At 71.2% G+C, this 16184-nt stretch carries 14 protein-coding genes and 1 pseudogene; 5 read left to right on the plus strand and 10 right to left on the minus strand.

Annotation, left to right across the window (positions count from 1 at the left end):
- The first annotated feature begins 14 nt into the window (after positions 1–14).
- Positions 15–1574, plus strand: a complete 1560-nt coding sequence (locus tag ACWEF6_RS30985) for a DUF4139 domain-containing protein (RefSeq protein ID WP_449686178.1) — start codon at positions 15–17, stop codon at positions 1572–1574.
- 99 nt (positions 1575–1673) lie between these two features.
- Here ACWEF6_RS30985 and ACWEF6_RS30990 read toward each other — a convergent pair whose 3' ends face one another.
- From ACWEF6_RS30990 to pdxR, 3 genes are all read right to left on the minus strand, one after another.
- Positions 1674–2105 carry a CBS domain-containing protein gene (locus ACWEF6_RS30990; protein ID WP_449686179.1) on the minus strand — a complete coding sequence of 144 codons (432 nt, stop codon included), beginning with the start codon at positions 2103–2105 and terminating at the stop codon, positions 1674–1676.
- Positions 2106–2207: 102 nt separating this feature from the next.
- Entirely contained in the window at positions 2208–2654 is a 447-nt protein-coding gene (locus tag ACWEF6_RS30995; RefSeq protein WP_449686180.1) for a hypothetical protein, read from the minus strand.
- Entirely contained in the window at positions 2651–4057 is a 1407-nt protein-coding gene (pdxR, locus tag ACWEF6_RS31000) for a MocR-like pyridoxine biosynthesis transcription factor PdxR (protein WP_449686181.1), read from the minus strand. Before pdxR ends, ACWEF6_RS30995 begins: the two co-directional genes overlap by 4 nt.
- A gap of 83 nt (positions 4058–4140) precedes the next feature.
- On the opposite strand from pdxR, the gene ACWEF6_RS31005 reads away from it, so the two are divergent.
- Positions 4141–4713, plus strand: coding sequence for a TIGR03086 family metal-binding protein (locus tag ACWEF6_RS31005; protein ID WP_449686182.1), 573 nt, complete (start codon positions 4141–4143; stop codon positions 4711–4713).
- On the opposite strand, the gene ACWEF6_RS31010 is transcribed toward ACWEF6_RS31005, so the two are convergent.
- A complete protein-coding gene (locus ACWEF6_RS31010) occupies positions 4706–5683 on the minus strand; it encodes a neutral zinc metallopeptidase (protein WP_449686183.1) in 978 nt (325 codons plus the stop codon). The genes ACWEF6_RS31005 and ACWEF6_RS31010 overlap by 8 nt on opposite strands.
- A gap of 112 nt (positions 5684–5795) precedes the next feature.
- Between ACWEF6_RS31010 and ACWEF6_RS31015 the strand changes: the two genes are divergently transcribed.
- A complete protein-coding gene (locus tag ACWEF6_RS31015) occupies positions 5796–7808 on the plus strand; it encodes a prolyl oligopeptidase family serine peptidase (protein WP_449686184.1) in 2013 nt (670 codons plus the stop codon).
- Here ACWEF6_RS31015 and ACWEF6_RS31020 read toward each other — a convergent pair.
- A complete protein-coding gene (locus ACWEF6_RS31020) occupies positions 7798–8112 on the minus strand; it encodes a DMT family transporter (RefSeq protein WP_449686185.1) in 315 nt (104 codons plus the stop codon). The two genes, ACWEF6_RS31015 and ACWEF6_RS31020, sit on opposite strands and share 11 nt — an antisense overlap.
- Positions 8112–8723 carry an FMN-dependent NADH-azoreductase gene (locus ACWEF6_RS31025; RefSeq protein ID WP_449686186.1) on the minus strand — a complete coding sequence of 204 codons (612 nt, stop codon included), beginning with the start codon at positions 8721–8723 and terminating at the stop codon, positions 8112–8114. Before ACWEF6_RS31025 ends, ACWEF6_RS31020 begins: the two co-directional genes overlap by 1 nt.
- A 77-nt stretch (positions 8724–8800) precedes the next feature.
- Here ACWEF6_RS31025 and ACWEF6_RS31030 point away from each other — a divergent pair, with 77 nt between their 5' ends.
- Positions 8801–9346, plus strand: coding sequence for a TetR/AcrR family transcriptional regulator (locus tag ACWEF6_RS31030; protein ID WP_449686187.1), 546 nt, complete (start codon positions 8801–8803; stop codon positions 9344–9346).
- On the opposite strand, the gene ACWEF6_RS31035 is transcribed toward ACWEF6_RS31030, so the two are convergent.
- On the minus strand, positions 9343–10077 hold the full coding sequence (locus ACWEF6_RS31035) for a ferritin-like domain-containing protein (RefSeq protein ID WP_449686188.1): 735 nt from the start codon (positions 10075–10077) through the stop codon (positions 9343–9345). The genes ACWEF6_RS31030 and ACWEF6_RS31035 overlap by 4 nt on opposite strands.
- A 174-nt stretch (positions 10078–10251) precedes the next feature.
- Here ACWEF6_RS31035 and ACWEF6_RS31040 point away from each other — a divergent pair.
- Positions 10252–11292 (plus strand): annotated as a pseudogene (locus tag ACWEF6_RS31040) (FAD-dependent monooxygenase); the annotation flags it as partial.
- On the opposite strand, the gene ACWEF6_RS31045 reads toward ACWEF6_RS31040, so the two are convergent.
- From ACWEF6_RS31045 to ACWEF6_RS31055, 3 genes are all read right to left on the minus strand, one after another.
- Positions 11250–15032 (minus strand): vitamin B12-dependent ribonucleotide reductase, encoded by a 3783-nt coding sequence (locus ACWEF6_RS31045; protein ID WP_449686189.1) that lies wholly within the window; start codon positions 15030–15032, stop codon positions 11250–11252. The pseudogene ACWEF6_RS31040 and the gene ACWEF6_RS31045 overlap by 43 nt on opposite strands.
- Before the next feature lie 30 nt (positions 15033–15062).
- Positions 15063–15557, minus strand: coding sequence for a transcriptional regulator NrdR (nrdR, locus tag ACWEF6_RS31050; protein ID WP_033261941.1), 495 nt, complete (start codon positions 15555–15557; stop codon positions 15063–15065).
- 278 nt (positions 15558–15835) lie between these two features.
- Positions 15836–16084 (minus strand): LysM peptidoglycan-binding domain-containing protein, encoded by a 249-nt coding sequence (locus ACWEF6_RS31055; protein WP_449686190.1) that lies wholly within the window; start codon positions 16082–16084, stop codon positions 15836–15838.
- Between the last annotated feature and the right edge of the window lie 100 nt (positions 16085–16184).

The following is a 16184-nucleotide window of genomic DNA, read 5'->3' on the forward strand; positions in this document are numbered from 1 at the left end:
CTAACGTCGGAGGCATGCCGACCGTCGAAGCGCCGATCACCGCCGTGACCGTCTACCCGCAGCAGGCGCGGATCACCCGCCGGGGCAAGGCTCCGCTCGACGGCGGGCCGCGCCTCACCTTCGCCGGGCTGCCCCCGGCCCTCGACCCGGGCTCGGTGCGCGTCACCGGCACCGGGCCCGCGCTGATCACCGGCGTCGACGTGCGCACCGAGTGGCACGCCGAACCGGCCGACCCGGCGTTGCAGGAGCTCGTCGAGCAACGGCGGGCCGACCAGGCCACGCTCGACGGCGTCCTGGACGACGAAGCGGCCGAGACGATGAAGGTCGATCTGCTGACTTCGCTCGCGAAGCGCAGCGGCGGCAGCTTCGCGAAAGCCCTCGCGGCCGGCACCGCCGAACCTTCGCGCGTCGCGGAGGTGACGGACGCGCTGAGTGCGCGGCTGGCCTCGGCGTTGAAGGCGCGCCGGGTGCTGAGCGAGCGGATCGCCCGGCTGCGCGAGGACCTCGCCGCGCTCGACCGGCGGATCGAGGCGCAGGGCGCGCAGACCGGGCGGGACAGCACCTCGGTGACCGTGGAGCTGGAGATTTCGGACGCCACCGCGGAAGCCGAGCTGGAACTGTCCTATGTGGTCCCCGGCGCGAGCTGGGAACCGGGGTACGACATCCGGGTGCGCGGCACCGACGTCACCGTGGTCTCGTACGGGCTCGTCAGCCAGTACACCGGCGAGGACTGGCCGGAGTGCGAGCTGGCGCTGTCGACGGCCCGGCCCGCGGTGTCGGTGGTGGTGCCGGAACTCCAGCCGTGGTACCTGGATCGGGTCCGCCCGGTCCCGGCCGCACCCGCGGCGGCCTACGGCGCAGCGGGTGCCGCTCCCGAAGGCATGCGCAGGGACTTCGCCGCGTCCTCGGCGTCGCTGGCGTCCCTGGCGCCGAAACTCGCGTCGGTCGAGCAGGGCACGACCGCGGTCACCTACCGGCCTTCGCGGCCGGTCGCGGTGCCGTCCGGGGCTTCCGGCCACCGGACCACGCTGGCGCAGCTTTCGCTGACGGCGTCGCTCGGGTACATCACCGCGCCGGTGCTGGCGGAAGAGGCGTACTTGCGGGCGACGGTGGTGAATTCGTCGGAGCACGCCCTGCGGCCCGGCCGGGCTTCGGTGTTCCACGACGCGGAGTTCGTCGGGACGACCGTGCTCGAGCCGTGGGCGCCCGGGGAGGAACTGGAACTGGCGTTGGGGGTCGACGACCGGATCCGCATCGAGCGGGAACTGGTGCGGCGGACGGCGTCCAAGGCGACGCTGTCCGGGCAGAAGCGGCGCGAGGCGGAGTACCGCATTTCGGTCGGCAACCACGGCCCGCGTCCGGCGGTGGTGACGGTGCTGGACCAGGCGCCGGTTTCGCGGGACGACACGATCACGGTGAAGGACGTGAAGACCGCGCCCGATCCGGTGGAGACGTCGGCACTCGGCGAATTCACGTGGCGGCTGACGCTGGGCCCGGGCGAGACGGGCAAGGTGACGCTCTCCTACCGCGTGGATGTCGCGAAGGGCGTGGAGCTTTCCGGCTGGCGCGAGTGAGGCGTCAAGCGCCCCAATGTGGCGTTGGTTGCGTCCAACGCACCGAACGCCACATTGGGTGCGTCTGACGCACCCAATGTGGCGTTGGGGCGCTTGGGGTCAGCCTTGGGAGATGTAGGCCTGCAGCTGTTCCTGGCTCTGCTCCAGCTGTTCCATCCGGTTCTTCACGACGTCCCCGATGGACACGATGCCGGCCAGGCGGCCGTCGGCGAGGACCGGGACGTGGCGGATACGCCGTTCCGTCATCAGGACCGAGAGCTGGTCCACCGAGTCGTCCGGGGTGCAGCTCGCCACCAGTTTCGTCATGATCTCCGAGACCGGGCCGTCGAGCAGGCCCGGGCCGTGGTCGTTCAGGCGCCGCACGACGTCGCGTTCGGAGACGATGCCCGCGATGGCGCCGTCCGGGGCGACGACCACCATCGCGCCGACGTTGTGTTCGGCCAGTCCGGTCAGCAGCGTGGTCACCGTCGTATCGGGGGTGACCGTCGCGACCGCCGACCCCTTCTTGCGCAGCAGATCCGCAATCCGCATGGCGATCCTTCCCGTCGGTGAGCTGGATCACCACAGGTTAGGGCCCCCTGGCGCCCCGCGAAAGTCCGGCAAACGGGGCGTCTTCGTGGTATTGGTACCGATTCAGCCGAGCCGTTCGGCGAGCCCGTCGAGGGCCAGCCGGATCCCGGCCGCGTAGTCGTCGTCGCCGAGGGCGTCCAGGCGCGCGCGGGCCAGCGCCAGCTGTTCGCGGGCCGCGGGCAGGTCGCCGAGCTTGCGGTAGTCCTCGCCGAGATTGAGGTGCAGCGACGGGTAGAAGCCGCGCACGGCCAGGGACGAGTGGTATTCCCGGGCTCGCGAGTCGGTCAGCGAATCGGCCGCGGCCAGGGCCCGCAGGTCCCACTCGAGTTCCTCGGCCGGGTCGTCGCAGACGTCGGCCATGTGGTGGGCCAGTGCGACGCGGTGCAGCGGGTCGCCGTCGTCCCCGATCGAAGCCCACAGCCGCGCGAAGGTCGCGTACGCGCCGGCGCGGTCGCCGCCGATGTGCTGCCGCAGACCGGCGTCGATCGCCACCATCACGTCGTCGGTCATGCCGCTCCTTCGTCCGCCAGTGCCCGCAGCCGGGCCAGCCCGGGCTCGATCCGCTCGGCCGCGACCGCACCGTAACCGAACACGAGCCCGTGCCGCCGCTCCCCCACCCCGAAGTCCCCCAGCGAGTACAGCCGGACGCCGCGACGGCGGGCGGCGCGCACCAGCGGGCTGCAGTCCGCCGCCGCGAGCGCGCTGAGGTGCAAGCCCGCCGAAGACGGCAACGGCGTGAGGAAGTCGAACGCCCCCAGCGCCCGGGTCAGCAGTTCGTGCCGGGCGCGGTAGACCTTCCGCATCCGCCGGACGTGCCGGGCGAAGCCACCTTCGGCCATGAACGCCGCCAGCGCCGCCTGTTCGACGTTCGGCGCGTGCCAGTCGGTGAGGTAACGGGCCTTCACGAGCGCGGGCACCAGTGACGGCGGCGCGATGAGAAACCCCAGCCGCAACGCCGGCGAGAGCACCTTCGAGAACGAGCCGACGTACACGACCCGGCCGCGGGAATCCAGGCTGTGCAACGGTTCCAGCGGCCGTCCGGTGTAGCGGAACTCGGTGTCGTAGTCGTCCTCGACGAGCACCGCGTCGGTGCGCTCGGCCCAGTCGAGCAGCTCGAGCCGGCGGTCCAGCGACATCGACAGGCCGAGCGGGTACTGGTGCGACGGCGTCACGTACACCAGCCGCGTCCCCGGCGGGATGGCGTCGACGACGATGCCGGAGGCGTCCACCGGCACCGGCGCGACCTGGACACCGCGCGCGCCGAGCACCAGCCGCGGCGGCGGGTAGCCGGGGTCCTCGACGGCGGCGAGGTCGCCGGCCCGCAGCAGCACCCGCGCGACGAGGTCGGTCGTCTGCTGGGCGCCCGCGGTGACGACGACCTGCGCCGCACTCGCACGGACGTCCCGCGAGACGCCGATGTGGCGGGCGATTTCGGCGCGCAACCCGGCGTGGCCCTGCGGGTCGCCGTAGGTCATCAGGTCGGCCTGGCCGGCCCGCAGCCGCTGCGTGATCAGCCGCCGCCAGGTGTCGAACGGGAACAGCGAGAGGTCGGGGACGCCCGGCCGGAAGTCGAACTCCGGCGCCGGGGCGAACGGCGCGGGCGGCGCCGGGACGGCGTCCCACTCCGGCAGCGGCCGCACGCCCGCGACGTCCGGCGCCGGCTCGGCGGAAACCGGCGAAGCCGTGACGAACGTGCCCGCGCCGACGCGCCCGGCGAGGAACCCTTCGGCGGTGAGCCGGTCGTAGGCCGCGCTGACCGTCGTCCGGGAGACCGCCAGCCGCTGCGCGAGCTCACGGGTGGGCGGCAACGCCTCGCCGGGCCGGATCCGGCCGGCCAGGATCGCCGCGCGCAGCTGCCGGTAGATCGCGTCGCGGTGGCCGCGTGTCCCGGTCAGGTCGATGTGGATCTCCACCGGCGCCAGTCTAGATTGGCCCACGAAGGTTGCGCCGGATTTGGCAGTGTTCGTGGTCCGCTGGCCCGCCTAACGTACCCGGTATGGATCTCCGCGAACTCGACCGCCGCACCCTGCTCCTCCTCGACAAGCTGGTCGCCGGCGTCACCCCCGCCGACCTCGCCCGCCCCACCCCGTGCGCCGGCTGGACGCTCGCCGATCTGCTCCGCCACCAGGTCAGCGAGAACCACGCCTTCGCGACGGCGGCCCGCGAAGGCTCGGCACCGGACTGGGACGCCGGCTCCCTCGGCGACGACGCCTACGCCGCGTACCGGGCGTCCGTCGAGGACTTCCTCGACGCCTTCGCCGGCGACGCCGTGCTCGAGCGGCAGCTCACCATCAACCACTTCGGCACGTTCCCCGGCGCGATCGCCGCGCACATGCACCTGGTCGACACGGTCGCGCACGGCTGGGACCTGGCCCGCACGCTCGGCCTGCCCTACGAGCCGGACGCCGAAGCCGTGTACATCGCCACGAAGCTGGCCGAGCGGATCCCGGACGAAGGCCGCGAGACGAACGGCTCGTTCGCCCACAGTGTCGAAGTCCCCGCGGACGCGAGCCCCCTCGACCGGTTCCTCGCCCTGCTCGGCCGCGACCCCGCCTGGGCCGTCAGCTGACCTCGTCGGCCGGGGCGCTCCACGTGTTGCACGCCTTCGTCGCCTTGCCGTCGTAACCGGCCTTCGCCCAGGACAGCTGGTGCTCGCGCGAGCCGTGGGTGTCGCTGTCGTTGGCCCGGCCGTAGTCGGCGACCGCGGCGTTCGCCAGCGACCGGCTGATCGAGCCCGAGCCCGCGACGGCGGTCAGGAACAGCGCGCCGAAGCAGTTCGCCTGCAGTTCGATCCGGCGCACGACCTCCTTGTCGGCCGTGCTGTTCTCGTCCGGCGAGGTCATCTTGTCCGCCGCCGCGGACAGGATGCCGCTCTCGCGCTGCACGTGGTGGCCGTACTCGTGGGCGATCGTCGCGATGTGCCGGGCCTTGTTGAGCCCGGCGTCCGACAGCATCCAGTCGGTCGGGGCGTAGATCGTCGTATCGCCGCCGCAGTAGTAGGCGACGGCTTCGTTCTCCGTCGGCGCCTCGCCGCACGAGCTGTGTTCCGGCAGCGTCACCGACACGGTGGCGGTGAGCGTCGGCTCGTTCGCCTTCTCCAGCGCCGGGCGCCACGACTGCTCCAGGCAGGTGACGAGCGCGGTGTAGTAGGCCTTCAGCTGCTCGGCCGCCCGGCCGAGGTCGGGCAGGGTGCAGGTGGCGGGCCCGGGGCTGATGCCGTCGCCGAGCAGGGGGTTGCGCGCCAGCTCCGGCACGGCCTTCGGGGGCTTGCCGGTGTCGCCGTACGCCCGGCCGGCGTCGGCGCCCTGCGCGGCGAACGCGCGGCCGTCCACCCGGCGCGGGATGGTGGCGGCGATCAGCGAGATGGACACCACGACGATCAAGACGCCGCTGACCGCGCCCCAGAACCGGCTGCGGGGTGGCGCGATGGGGACGGGCGGAGCCGCGGCCCAGTTCGGTGCCCACGGGTTCGGCTCCGGCACCCACGCGGGTTCCGGTGGCCGGGCCGTCCCCGGCCACGGCGGTTCGGCGTCGTTCACGATCTCCCCCTGCTGTGTGGCACCAGCATACGGACACCCCGGGAGGCAGGGATCACGAAACGAACACGCCACCGGGTGGCCCCGAGGCCGTCAGCCGGGCGAGACTGTCGGCATGAGTGTGGAGGATCCTTACCTGTGGCTGGAAGACGTGACCGGCGACGACGCGCTGGACTGGGTGCGCACCCGCAACGACGAGACGCTGGCCGAGCTGACCACCGGCGCGCGGTTCGCCGAACTGCGTGACGAGCTGCGCGAAGTGCTCGACGCCGACGATCGGATCCCGTACGTCCGCCGCCGCGGCGAGTTCCTCTACAACTTCTGGCAGGACGCCGGCCACCCGCGCGGCCTGTGGCGGCGGACGACGCTGGAGTCCTACCGGCAGGCCGAGCCCGAGTGGGAGCTCCTGCTCGACGTCGACGCGCTGGCCGAAGCCGAGGGCGAGAACTGGGTCTGGCAGGGCGCGACCGTGCTGCGGCCGGGCTACCGGCGCGGCCTGGTCGAGCTGTCCCGCGGCGGCGCGGACGCCACGGTGGTCCGCGAGTTCGACCTCGACGCGCACGAGTTCGTCGCGGACGGGTTCACCGTCCCGGAGGCGAAGACGCGGATCGGCTGGATCGACGAGGACCGCGTCTACCTCGGAACGGACTTCGGCCCGGGTTCGCTGACCAGCTCCGGGTACCCGCGGTTGGCCAAGGAGTGGCGCCGCGGCACGCCGCTTTCCGAAGCCGTCACGGTCTTCGAGGGCAAGCCCGACGACGTCTCGATCGGCGCGTCCCACGACCCGACCGAGGGCTTCGAGCGCGACTTCGTCAGCCGCGCGATCGACTTCTACCGTTCGGAACTGCACCTGAAGACGCCGTCCGGGCTGGTCAAGATCGACGTCCCGGACGACGCGAGCACGTCCGTGCACCGCGAATGGCTGCTGGTGCGGCCGCGGAAGGCGTGGACCGCCGGCGGCACCGAGCACCCGGCGGGCTCGCTGATCGCCATCCTCTTCGACGCCTTCCTGGCCGGCGAGCGGAACTTCACGACGCTGTTCACGCCCGACGAGCACACCTCGCTCGAGTACTGGGCCTGGACGCGCCACCACCTGCTTCTCGGCACGCTGCGCGACGTCCGCAGCGAACTGCGCACCCTGACGCCCGGGCCCGGCGCCTGGACCGAGGAGCCCCTCGCCGGCGGGCCCGAGTTCGGCAGCGCGGACATCTTCGACACCGATCCCGACGTCAGCGACGAGTACCTGATCGACTCCAGCGGCTTCCTCCAGCCGTCAACGCTGAGCTACGGCCATGTCGGCGAAGAGGTCGAAGTGCTGAAGCAGGCTCCGGCGTTCTTCGACGCTTCGGGCATGAACGTGGCGCAGTACTTCGCGACGTCGGAAGACGGCACGAAGATCCCGTACTTCGTCGTCCGGCCGTCCGGCGCCGAGGGCGGCCCGACGCTGCTGACCGGCTACGGCGGCTTCGAGATCTCGCTGACGCCGTCCTACAGCGGCATGATCGGCCGCGGCTGGCTGGCCCGCGGCGGCACGTACGTGGTCGCGAACATCCGCGGCGGCGGCGAGTACGGGCCCGGCTGGCACACCCAGGCGATCAAGGCCGAGCGCCACCGCGTGTACGAGGACTTCGCCGCGGTGGCCGCGGACCTGGTCTCGCGGGGCATCACGACACCTACGCGGCTCGGGATCCAGGGCGGCAGCAACGGCGGCCTGCTGATGGGCGTGATGCTGACGCGCTACCCGGACCGGTTCGGCGCGATCGTCAGCCAGGTGCCGCTGCTGGACATGCGCCGCTACCACCTGCTGCTGGCCGGCGCGTCGTGGATGGCCGAGTACGGCGACCCCGACGACGCCGCGGAGTGGGAGTTCATCTCGAAGTACTCGCCGTACCAGAACGTCCACAGTGGACGCGCGTATCCGCCGTCGCTGTTCGTGACCTCGACGCGCGACGACCGCGTGCACCCCGCCCACGCCCGCAAGATGGTGGCGCGGATGCGTGAGCAGGGGCACGACGTCCGGTATCACGAGAACATCGAAGGCGGCCACGGTGCCGCGGCCGACAACGAGCAGCTGGCGTTCAAGTGGGCGCTGGTGTTCGAGTTCCTGTGGGAGCAGCTCACGAAGTGACCCGCGCGAGCACGACGCCGCCGACGATCAGGGCCAGCGCGGCCACCCGGCCGACGCTGAGCGGGTCCTTGGTGACGACGACGCCGAGCACGATCGCGCCGACGGCGCCGATCCCGGTGAACACCGCGTAGGCGGTGCCTACCGGGACGGTGTCCATCGCGCGCGACAGCAGGTAGACCGCGGCGGCGCCGAGCACGAAGCACAGGAGCGTCGGCCACGGCCGGGTGAAGTTCTCCGTCGGTTTGATGCTCTGCGACCAGGCGACTTCGACGAGCCCGGCGAAGACGAGCGTCACCCAGCCCATCAGAACGCCGCCCGAGCCGCTTCGAGCGACGCTTTCCGTTCGCCGTCGCGCGCGGCGAGATGCGGGTCGACCAGAGCGTTGGTCAGCTCGGCGTGCACGAACCGGACGTCGTCGACGCCGTAGTGCCCGGCGATGAAGTCCCGCAGGTAGCGCTCGTGGTGGTCGAACGGGGCTCGCGGCGTGCCCTCGGCGTAGGTGCCGCCGCGGGCGCCGGCGATGACGAACTTCTTGCCGCTCAGGTCCATCTTCGGGAACGTCACCTGATCGATCCACGCCTTCAGGGCGGCCGGGATCGAGAAGTTGTACATCGGCGCGCCGATCAGGACGACGTCGGCTTCGAGCAGCTCGGCCAGGAGCGGCTCGACGATCGCCCAGGCCCGCTTCCGCTCCGGCGTCTCGACGACGTCGGCGTAGTGCGCGGGGTCGGTGATCCCGGTTGCGAGCAGGGCGTCGCAGATTTGCGTCCAGGCCTCACCGATCACCGGGACCGGATCGGCGGCGAGGTCGCGGTAGGTCCGGGTGCCGCTCCAGCCGGCGGCGTACCGGGCGGACAGCTCGCGCGAGAACGACGAGCGGCGGGCGCTGGAGTCGAGGTGCAGCAGGTGGGGCACGATTCCTCCTCAAGTGGACGCGGCGTCCACTTGAGGCTAACTGGACGCCCCGTCCGGATATTCCCTAGGCTGGCGACATGCCCGAACGAGCCGACGCGGCCCGCAACCGCGCCAAGATCCTCGCGGCGGCCGAGGAGCTCTTCACCACCCGCGGCGCGGCCGAGGTGACGATGGAGGACATCGCCCGGGCGGCGGGCGTCGGCCGAGGGACCTTGTACCGCCGCTACCCGGACCGGTCGTCGATCGCGGTGGCCCTGCTGGACGAACACGAGCGACGGTTGCAGGAGTCGTTGCTGCGCGGAGACCCACCGCTGGGCCCGGGCGCGCCGCCGTCCGAGCGGCTGGCGGCGTTCTACGAGGCGATGGTGGAGCTGCTAAAGCGGCACGCACCGTTGGTGCTGGGTGCGGAGGTGGGCCATTCGCGGTTCACGACGGGGGCGTACGGGTTCTGGCGGACGCACGTGCGGGTGCTGGCGGAGGCGGCGGGGGCTGCGGACCCGGATGTCCTGGCGGATGTCCTGCTGGCGCCGTTGGCCCCCGAGTTGTTCCTGCACCAGACTTCGCGAGGGGTGTCTTCCGAGCAGCTTGTCCGGACGCTGCGGCAGCTGGCCGGGCTCCTTTAGAAGAGCCCGCGCGGCCGGGAGCGCTTCGGGCGATACCGCGCCTCCTCACCGCGGATCCGCGCGAGGGCGGCCTCGAACTCAGTGAGCACGTTGGCGACGAAGACGAGCCGCCCGACGCCGAGCCGGCGCAGCGCCGGCCCGTGGTCCGCGGCCACGGTGACCGCGACGCCGAGCAGCAGCACCCGCCAACCCCCGAACACCGTGGCGCGCGCTGCCTTGGACAGGCCGCCGAAGCCGGCGCGGAGCCGGTGGCAGTGGAAGGGGACGTGGCGCTCCTCGTCGGCGAGGATGCGGGCCGCGACCTGCGTCACCAAGGGGTCCGCCGGGCCATCGCGCAGGGCACGGTAGTACCGCAGGGCGACGACCTCGGCGATGAGCAGCACCATGAGTTCCAGCCGCAGCCCGAGCGCCCGCCGCAGCTTGACGAACACGGTGTCCGACCAGTGGCTCGCCAGGGTCGGCACCCCACCGGCGCCGAGCAGCAGGCCGAGCATCCGCGCGTGGTTCTGTTCCTCGGCGACGAAGAGTTTCACGGCGGCGAGGTAGGTGTCGTCCCCGGCGGCTTTCGCGATGAGGTTGGCCCCGTCGCCGGCTTCGCCGACCTGGAACCGCTGGATGCTCTTCGCGACGTCGGGGTGGAGGCGCGCGCCCCGTTCCCACGGCGGGTCTTCGCGCTGCCCGCGGCGTTCGGCCTCGGTTTCGAAATCCTGGAGCCAGTGTGCGTACGTCATCGAGTCGATGATGCCGCGTGCTTGTGGTCGGGATGGGGACTTTCGTGGAGATCTGCGCCCCGTACCGCTGTTCGGACAGCGACGCATGGGCGATCGAGCGCGCCGGCCGGATCACCCGGTAGTCGCGGCCGTCCAGCCGCGCCGTGCTGACCAGCGTCCGCCACCGCCCTCTTCGTCGCCGGCCACGGCGTCCCGGCCCTCGTCGTGGAACGCACGGCCGGCCCGTGCCCGCACCCGCGCGCCACCGGCCTCGGCTTCCGCACCATGGAGTTCTTCCGCCAGGCCGGGATCCACGGCGACGTCGAGGCCGTCGCCGTCCGGGCGGCCGCCACGCTCGGCAAGATCTCCGCGCCGACCCTGGCGACGGCGGACCTGCCGGACACCCCGCCCGCCGTGCCGAACACCCCGAATCTCACGGCGAGCGAGCTCAGCCCGGGCGTGCTGCGCGGCACCTGTCCGCAAGACCGGCTCGACGCGGTGGTGCTGAGCGCGGCGCGGGAGCGCGGGGCCACGATCGCGTACTCGACCACGCTCGTCTCGGCGCACCAGGACGACTCCTGCGTCACCGCGGTGCTCTACGGACCGGACGGCCGGCAAACCGTGCGCGCGAGCTACCTGGTCGACGGCGGCCGCAGCGAGGTGCGCGCCGGGCGTTGCTGCGGCCCGAAGATCCCCGCTTGCACTGGGAACAGGGGCCGCCGGCGGCCGCCGCTCGCGCCGCGGCGGGCGTGGTCAACGCCCCGATCGTCCACCTCGGCTTCCGCTACGCCTCGGCGGCGGTGCTCGGCGCGCAGACCGCTCTGCCGTCCACGGAGGACGTCATCCTGGACGGAACACCCGGTTCCCGCGTGCCGCACACGTGGCTGGGCAACGACGTGTCCACTTTGGACCTGGTCGGCCGGCGGCTCACGCTGCTCGCCGGCCCGTCCGGCCGGGCGTGGCTCGAGGCGGCGCAGAGGCTCGACGTCGATGCCCACGTCGTCGAGGACGAAACCTGGTTTCGCACCACCGGGATCGCCGAGGGCGGCCCGTCCTGGTGCGGCCGGACCACTTCGTCGCTTGGCGGAGCACCGAGCCGTCCGACGACCTCGGCAGTGTCGTGGCGCGGATCCTGGCCCGTTGAGCACCGCGGCCGAACCGGGCGGGTCACGCCCGGCTCGGCCGCGGATCCGTCAGCTACAACCCGAAGTGGCGCCGCAGCCTTCGCAGGCGTAGCACGAGCCTGCCGGGCGCATCTTCGTTCCGCACGTCATGCAGAGCGGGGCGTCCGCCGCCTTGCCGAGGCGGAGCTCCATCAGCTCCGTCGTCGTCTGGGCTTCGCGGTGGGGGTGCTCCGGCTCCGCCACATGCGGCTCCGGTGATGCGTCCACAGTGGACTGAAGGGCTTCGAGGTCGACCTTCGGGGCGCCGTAGGACGCCTCGACTTCGGCCGAGCGCTCGTCCGCCGAGAGGATGCCCAGCTGGGAGCGCTTCTCGTACGGCAGGTAATCCAGGGCCAGCCTGCGGAACAGGTAGTCCATCACGCTCGTCGCGATGCGGATGTCCGGGTCGTCCGTCATGCCCGCCGGCTCGAAGCGGAGGTTGGAGAACTTCGAGACGTAGAACTCGAGCGGGATGCCGTGCTGGAGGCCGACCGAGATGGACATCGAGAACGCGTCCATCACGCCCGCCAGGGTCGACCCCTGCTTGCCCAGCTTGACGAAGATCTCGCCGAGGCCGTCGTCCGGGTACGAGCCCGCCGTCAGGTAGCCCTCCGCGCCGCCGACCGTGAACGACACCGTCTGGCTCGGGCGCTTCTTCGGCAGGCGCTTGCGGACCGGGCGGTACTCGACCACCTTCTCCGGCTCGGCAGCGGCGGTCTCCGAAGTCTTCTTCGCCGTCGACAGCGGCTGGCCGACCTTGCAGTTGTCGCGGTAGATCGCGAGGGCCTTGAGGCCGAGCTTCCAGCCCTGGAAGTAGATCTCCTCGACCTCTTCGACCGTCGCCGACTCCGGCATGTTGACCGTCTTGGAGATCGCGCCCGAGAGGAACGGCTGCACCGCGGCCATCATCCGGACGTGGCCCATCGGCGCGATCGAGCGCTCGCCGACCGCGCAGTCGAACACCTCGTAGTGCTCGGGACGCAGCCCCGGCGCGTCGACGACGTGGCCGTTCTGCGCCACGTACTCGACGATCGCCTCGACCTGCTCACCCGGGTAGCCCAGCGCCTCCAGCGCGCGCGGCACCGTCTGGTTGACGATCTGCATCGAACCGCCGCCGACCAGCTTCTTGAACTTCACCAGGGAGAAGTCCGGCTCGATCCCGGTGGTGTCGCAGTCCATCATGAAGCCGATGGTGCCGGTGGGGGCGAGCACCGAGGCCTGCGCGTTGCGCCAGCCGTGCTTCGCGCCGATCTCGATGCCCTTCTGCCACTCCTCCGTCGCCAGCGCGCGGACCGCGGCGTCGTTCGAGTGGTAGGTGCGGACGAGTTCGTTCGCCGCCGCATGCTTGCGCATCACGCGCTGGTGCGCTTCGGCGTTGCGCGCGTAACCCTCGTACGCGCCGACGACCTGGGCCATCTCGGCCGAACGCCGGTACGACACGCCCGTCATCAGCGACGTGATCGCCGCCGCGAGCGCGCGGCCGCCGTCGGAGTCGTACGCGTGGCCCAGCGCCATCAGCAGCGCGCCGAGGTTCGCGTAGCCGATGCCGAGCTGGCGGAACTTCCGCGTGGTGTCGGCGATCGGCTCGGTCGGGAAGTCCGCGAAGCAGATCGAGACGTCCATCGCGGTGATGACGAACTCGACGGCGCGGGCGAACAGCGGCGCGTCGAACGTGCCCTCGGGGGTGACGAACTTCAGCAGGTTCAGCGACGCCAGGTTGCAGCTGGAGTTGTCGAGGTGCATGTACTCGCTGCACGGGTTCGACGCGGTGATCCGGCCCGACTCGGGGCAGGTGTGCCAGTCGTTGATCGTGCCGTCGTACTGGATGCCGGGATCGGCGCACTCCCACGCGGCCTGCGCCATCGTGCGGAACAGCTTCTTCGCGTCGGTGCGGTCGATGACCTCGCCGGTGAGCCGGGCGCGCAGGCCGAAGTCGGTGCCGTTCTCGACCGCCTGCATGAACTCGTCGGACACGCGGACCGAGTTGTTCGCGTTCTGGTACTGCACCGAGGAGATGTCCGCGCCGGAGAGGTCCATGTCGAACCCGGCGTCGCGGAGGACCTTGATCTTCTCCTCTTCGCGCGCCTTGGTCTGGATGAACTCTTCGATGTCCGGGTGGTCGACGTCGAGGACGACCATCTTCGCCGCGCGCCGGGTGGCGCCGCCGGACTTGATGGTGCCCGCGGACGCGTCGGCGCCGCGCATGAACGAGACCGGGCCGGACGCGGTGCCGCCGGAGGTCAGCAGCTCCTTCGAGGACCGGATGCGGGAGAGGTTGAGGCCGGCGCCGGAGCCGCCCTTGAAGATCAGGCCCTCCTCGCGGTACCAGTTGAGGATCGACTCCATCGTGTCGTCGACAGCGAGGATGAAACAGTTGTGGACGCGGAGGTTCCCGGACAGGTACTCGCCGGATTCCGTCTGGATGTCGTAGACCGGCAGCTCGCCGCGGCTTTCGATCGCGGCGATCTCCAGCCGCTTCCGCTCGTGGGCAGGCAGGCCGGGCTTTTCGAAGGACGCCTCGAGCTTCGCCGTCTTCACCGGATCGACGAAGCCGATCTCGTCCGCGAAGATCCGCCGGTCACCGGAGTTCTGGATGCGGATGCCCCAGAGGTCCTGCCGGTTCTCCTTGTCGCGGCCCACGCGAGCGAAGATGCCGAACCGGGACAGAAGCTGCTGGACACCTCGGATCAGCTGCTCGCCGATCATGTCCACCGCCACCAGAGTGGATCGTTCGCGGGCGGAGACGTAACCCCCAGCCTGGAAGATGTTCCGCAGATAAGCGGCCACGACCGGAAGCGGCGCCGTGTACAAGTGCTCCGGCACCACCATTTCGGTACCGCGAGCGCGCAGACCCCAGTGGTCGAAGAAGTTCTCGAGAACATCTCCGCCGAGCCGGGCACGTTGACTGTCCGGGCAGATGCGGTCGAGCGCGTCTCGCACCCAGTCCGCTTCGCCAGCTTGCACGGTCATCGCTTCGATCGTGAGCGAGCCTGCGAGAGCGGCTTCGGCGATGTCGGCTTCCCTGATCTCCTCTTCGCCGAAAGCGGCCCGCCGGTGCCACTCGAGCTGGTCGCCGACCCGCAGGTCGCCGGCGGGCACGAACTTCCCGCCACCCGCGCTCGCTCGCCACACGAGGTGGTCCGCTGTCACGTCGAGAACGTGGCCCGACTTCGTCGTGACCCGCAGGACTTCCTTGATCCCGTTCGCCTTGGTGGCGACGACCTTGGTCAGGCCGTGCGCGTCGTACACCTTGGCACCCACGGCGTTCAGTTCGACGAAGCGGCCGATCGGCACGGCGCCGCCGGGGGTGCTCACCAGGGCGTCGTACGGCTGGCACGCGCTGACCTGCTGTTTCGACGGCGTGCCGACGTTGAACCAGACCGGGGAGTTGAAGCTGAAGACCTGGTGCAGCAGCATCCAGGTGAGTTCGTGCTCGAAGATTTCGAGGTCCTGCGGCGTGGCGAAGTAGCCGTGGTCGCGGGCGGCCTTGACGTAGGTGTGCACGACCCGGTCGATGAGCTGCTTGAGGCTGCGCTCGCGCTGCGGGCTGCCGACGGCGCCGCGGAAGTACTTGCTGGTGACGATGTTGGTGGCGTTGACCGACCAGAACTCGGGGAACTCCACGCCGCGCTGCTCGAAGTTGACCGAGCCGTCGCGCCAGTTCGTCATGACGACGTCCCGCTGCTCCCAGGTCACCTGGTCGTACGGGTGCTGGCCTTCGGTCGTGAAGACGCGCCGCACGCTCAGCCCGCCGGCGGCCTTGCTCTTCTTGCCGGCGGCCGCGCGGGCCCCCGTTCCCACGGTTTCCGTCATCGGTTGAACCCTCTCCCGCAGCGGGACGGCTCAGTCGCCGTCTTCGCGCTGATCGCTGTCCTTCTCGGCAGCAGCACCCGCCATGGCCTCACGCAGGTCGGCGATCTCCTTCTCGAAGTCTTCGACCGAGGAGAAGGAGCGGTAGACACTGGCGAACCGGAGGTAGGCGACCCCGTCGAGCTCACGCAGCGGGCCCAGGATGGCCAGGCCGACCTCGTGACTCGGGATCTCCGCCAGCCCGGCGGAGCGGATCGACTCCTCCACGCGCTGCGCGAGCTGCTGCAGCGCGTCGTCGTCGACCGGCCTGCCCTGGCAGGCGCGGCGGACGCCGCTCACCACCTTGTCCCGGCTGAACTGTTCGGTGACCCCGGACCGCTTGACGACGGCGAGCACCATCGTCTCCGACGTCGTGAACCGCCGCCCGCACGACGCGCACGAGCGCCGCCTGCGGATCGCCTGGCCTTCATCCACCTCTCGGGAGTCGACGACCCGAGAGTCCGCATGCCGGCAGAACGGGCACCTCATCCGCCGATCACCTTCCCCTCCGCGCCGGCCGCCCGCGGTCGACGTCCCCGCGGCCACCACGCAACCCCTGCACCTGGTGATCGTTTTGTGGACATCCGGTGGGTAAAGGCCGACCAGCTGTGGACAACTGCTGCCCAGTCTACCCCAACCTGTGGACCAACTACAGCGGTGTAACTACTACATATAGCGGCGAAGGGTAGAACTCGAGAGGTGCGCGCGCAAGCGGCACGCCGGACCCGATCCACGCCCGGGTGAGCGCGGTTGACGGCCCCGGTAAATCAGGGTGCAGGGACGGCGGCGGCTTCCGCCACCGGGACGGTGAGCGGCAGCCCGGGCACCAGAACGGCCTGGTCCAGGCGATTCAGTTCCTTGATCCGGGCGACAACCGCGCCAGGCTCACTGTCTGGCGCGAATCGGGCGGCCAGCGAAGCGAGCGTGTCGCCCTGGCCGACGGACACCGTCGCCGTCCTCTCCGGCACCGGGGCGCCGGACGACCCGCTCCCCAGAAGACCCAATCCGGTGATCATGAGGCAGCTCGCGACGGCGAGCGCGGCGAGCCAGGGCCACCGCACCGGCACCCGCCGCGGCGCCGCGCACGGTGCCCCGGCCGGGCGCCGGCCCGCCACG

This window comes from Amycolatopsis sp. NPDC004772 (assembly GCF_053601215.1).